The sequence below is a fragment of the Nocardioides sp. genome (assembly GCF_031422975.1).
Taxonomy (GTDB): Bacteria; Actinomycetota; Actinomycetes; order Propionibacteriales; family Nocardioidaceae; genus Nocardioides.
This window is the reverse complement of sequence record NZ_JANPEO010000562.1, coordinates 1-3127: the sequence shown is the minus strand read 5'-3', so window position 1 is coordinate 3127 and position 3127 is coordinate 1. Positions and strand designations below refer to the sequence as shown.

The following is a 3127-nucleotide window of genomic DNA, read 5'->3' as shown; positions in this document are numbered from 1 at the left end:
TTGTCGTAGGCCTTCTCGGCCGTGAAGCCGGGTGTGCCGCTGGGCACGATGATCGTGGAGATCTCGGGACGGCCGTTCTCACGCTCGCCGGTGCGGGCGGTGACGGTCACCAGTGAGGTGATCGAGGAGCCGGAGTTGGTGATGAACTGCTTGGCGCCGTTGACCACCCACTCGCCGTCGGTGAGCACCGCCCTGGTCTTCGTCGCGCTCGCATCGGAGCCGGCACCCGGTTCGGTCAGGCCGAAGCCGGCGAGCCGCTCACCGGAGACCAGGGACGGCAGGTACGTCGCCTTCTGCTCGTCGGTGCCATAGGTCAGGATCGGGTTGATGCCGAGCCCCACGGCGGCCTCGAGGGTGATGCCCATCGACTGGTCGACCCGGCCGATCTCCTCGATCGCGAGGCAGAGGCTGGTGAAGCCGCCGTCCTCGCCGGCCAGCCCGGCGCCGCCGTACTCCTCCGGAGCCGTGAGGCCCATCAGCCCGAGCGCGCCCATCTTCTGCACGACGTCGGTGGGGAAGTGGTGGTCGCGGTCCCACTGTGCGGCGTACGGCGCGATCTCGGCCTGCGCAAAGTCGCGAACGCTGCGACGGAACTGCTCATGCTCGGGCGACAACTCGAAGCTCATGCGCTGAGCGTAGCGCGGGAGGTTAACGATCGCTAACCTCCCGCGAAAGTTGTCTACCGCTTGTTCCGCAGTAAGGTTAGGCGACCCTAAAGAACGAGGACGAGGACACGTCTGTGCGCACTCCCTGCACCCTGCGTCGGTTCGCCGGCCTGGCCGGAATCGCCGCGGCTGCGGCGCTGATCACGCCGCTGAGCGCGTGCAGCATCCTCAATCCGCCCGATCTGGTCATCTACAACGCCCAGCACGAGGAACTCCTCGACCAGCTGGTGCCGCTCTTCGAGGAGGAGTCCGGCCTCGACGTCGAGCTGCGCAGCGGCCAGGACCTGGAGATGGCCAACCAGATCGTCGAGGAGGGCACCGACTCCCCGGCTGACGTCTTCCTCACGGAGAACTCCCCGGCCATGAGCATCGTCGACAATGCGGGCCTCTTCTCTCCGGCGCCGACCGGTGCGCTGGCGACCATCCCGGCGGCGTATGTCCCGAGCTCGAAGAACTGGGTCGGCTTCCTGGCCAGGTCGACCGTGGTCATGTACAACACCGACACCGTCACCGAGGCCGACCTGCCGGCCAGCATCTTGGACTTCGCCGAGCCGCAGTGGCAGGGCCGGGTGGGCTTCTCCCCCACCGGCGCCGACTTCCAGGCGATCGTGAGCGCCGTGCTCGAGCTCGAGGGCGAGGACGCCACCCGCGCCTGGCTCAAGGGCCTCAAGGCCAACGGTGTCATCCTCCAGAACAACCTCGTCGTCATGCAGTCGGCCAACGCCGGCGAGATCGACGCCGGCATCGCCTACCACTACTACTGGTATCGCGACCGTGCGGAGAGCGGCTCCGACTCCGACAGCTCCGCACTCCACTTCTTCGGCGACCAGGACCCGGGCGCGTTCCTGTCCGTCTCCGGCGCCGGGATCCTCAAGAGCTCCGAGCACGCCGAGGCCGCTGAGCAGTTCGTCGACTGGCTGACGAGCACCGACGCGCAGCAGGCGATGGCCGAGTCCTACGCCCTGGAGTACCCCCTCAACCCGGCGGCCAGCCTCAACCGCGAGGTGAAGCCGTTCGACGAGCTCGAGCCGCCGGCCGTCGACATCTCCAAGCTCAACGGACCCCAGGTCACCGAGCTGATGACCGAAGCCGGGCTGCTCTGAGGACCGGGAACCGGCCACCGACGCCACCCCTGCTGCTCGCGGCCGGGGTGGTCGTCGCGTCACTGGCGCTGATTCCCCTGATGTACGTCGCCGCCTACACCGTCATCATCGGACCGGTCGAGATCTGGCAGCTCGTGGTGCGGCCGCGGATCCTGGAGCTGCTCCGCAACACCGTGACACTGGCGGCGGCCTGCATGGCCGCGACCGCCCTGCTCGGCGTCGCCCTGGCGGTGCTCGTCGAGCGCACCGACCTGCCGGCACGGCGCCTGTGGCACGGACTACTCGTCGCGCCACTGGCCGTGCCTGCCTTCGTCAACGGCTATGCCTGGATCTCGCTCGACCGCTCGATCAACGGCTTCGGCGGCGCCTTCCTGGTCACCACGCTCTCCTACTACCCGCTCGTCTACCTGCCTGCCGTGGCCGCGCTCCGCGGTCTCGACCCGGCTCTCGAGGAGGCGTCGTGGTCACTGGGCCACAGCCGCTGGCAGACGTTCTCCCGAGTCGTGCTGCCGCAGCTCCGCCCGGCCCTGCTCGGCGGAGTGCTCCTCGTCGGCCTGCACCTGCTCGCCGAGTTCGGCGCTCTCGCGCTCCTGCGCTTCCCCACGTTCACCACCGCGATCTACGACCAGTACGGCTCGACGTTCAACGGGTCCGCCGCCACCGCGATGGCCGGTGTGCTGGTGCTGCTCTGCCTGTTCCTGCTGCTGGCCGAGCTGCGGCTGCGTGGCCACGCCCACTACGCCCGCATCGGACACGGTGCTGCTCGCCTGGCCGAGCCCGCGCGCCTGCGCACCCTGCGGTGGCCGCTGGTCGCCGTGGTCGCCGCATTCGTCGTCCTCGCCGTCGGCACACCCACCTATGCACTCGTGCACTGGCTGGTCATCGGCAGCTCCACCGAGTTCCCGGTGGGCGAGCTGCTCGCGGCGACCGGCAGCACGGTCGCGCTGGCAACCGTCGGTGCCGTCGCCACCACCGTCGCCGCGCTCCCGGTCGCATGGCTGGCCGTGCGCTACCGCAACCGCTTCAGCACCCTCATCGAGCGCAGCACCTACATCGCCAACGCCCTGCCCGGCATCGTCGTCGGCCTGGCCCTCGTCGTGGCGAGCCTGCGGCTGGTGCCGCTGATCTACCAGTCCGCACTGCTGCTGGTCGTCGCCTACGCGATCCTCTTCCTGCCCCGGGCCGTGGTCTCGGTGCGCTCGGGCCTCGAACAGGCGCCGGTCGTGCTCGACCACGTCGCCCAGAGCCTCGGCACCGGACCGATCGCCACCGCCCGCCGCGACACGCTGCCGCACATCGCCCCCCGCCTCGGCGCCGGCGCCGCGCTGGTCTTCCTCGCGATCTCGACCGAGCTCACGT

Annotated in this window: 3 protein-coding genes; 2 read left to right on the top strand and 1 reads right to left on the bottom strand. The window is 69.6% G+C overall.

Annotation, left to right across the window (positions count from 1 at the left end):
- On the bottom strand, nucleotides 1-626 hold a 626-nt coding region (locus tag RMO85_RS16830; RefSeq protein WP_310529874.1), incomplete at its 3' end, for an acyl-CoA dehydrogenase family protein.
- Nucleotides 627-739: 113 nt separating this feature from the next.
- Here RMO85_RS16830 and RMO85_RS16825 point away from each other — a divergent pair.
- Together RMO85_RS16825 and RMO85_RS16820 are read left to right on the top strand one after the other, a co-directional pair.
- Nucleotides 740-1768, top strand: coding sequence for an iron ABC transporter substrate-binding protein (locus tag RMO85_RS16825; RefSeq protein WP_310529873.1), 1029 nt, complete (start codon nucleotides 740-742; stop codon nucleotides 1766-1768).
- Nucleotides 1769-1815: 47 nt separating this feature from the next.
- Nucleotides 1816-3127 (top strand): iron ABC transporter permease (locus RMO85_RS16820; RefSeq protein WP_310529871.1); only part of this gene is annotated, 1312 nt, incomplete at its 3' end.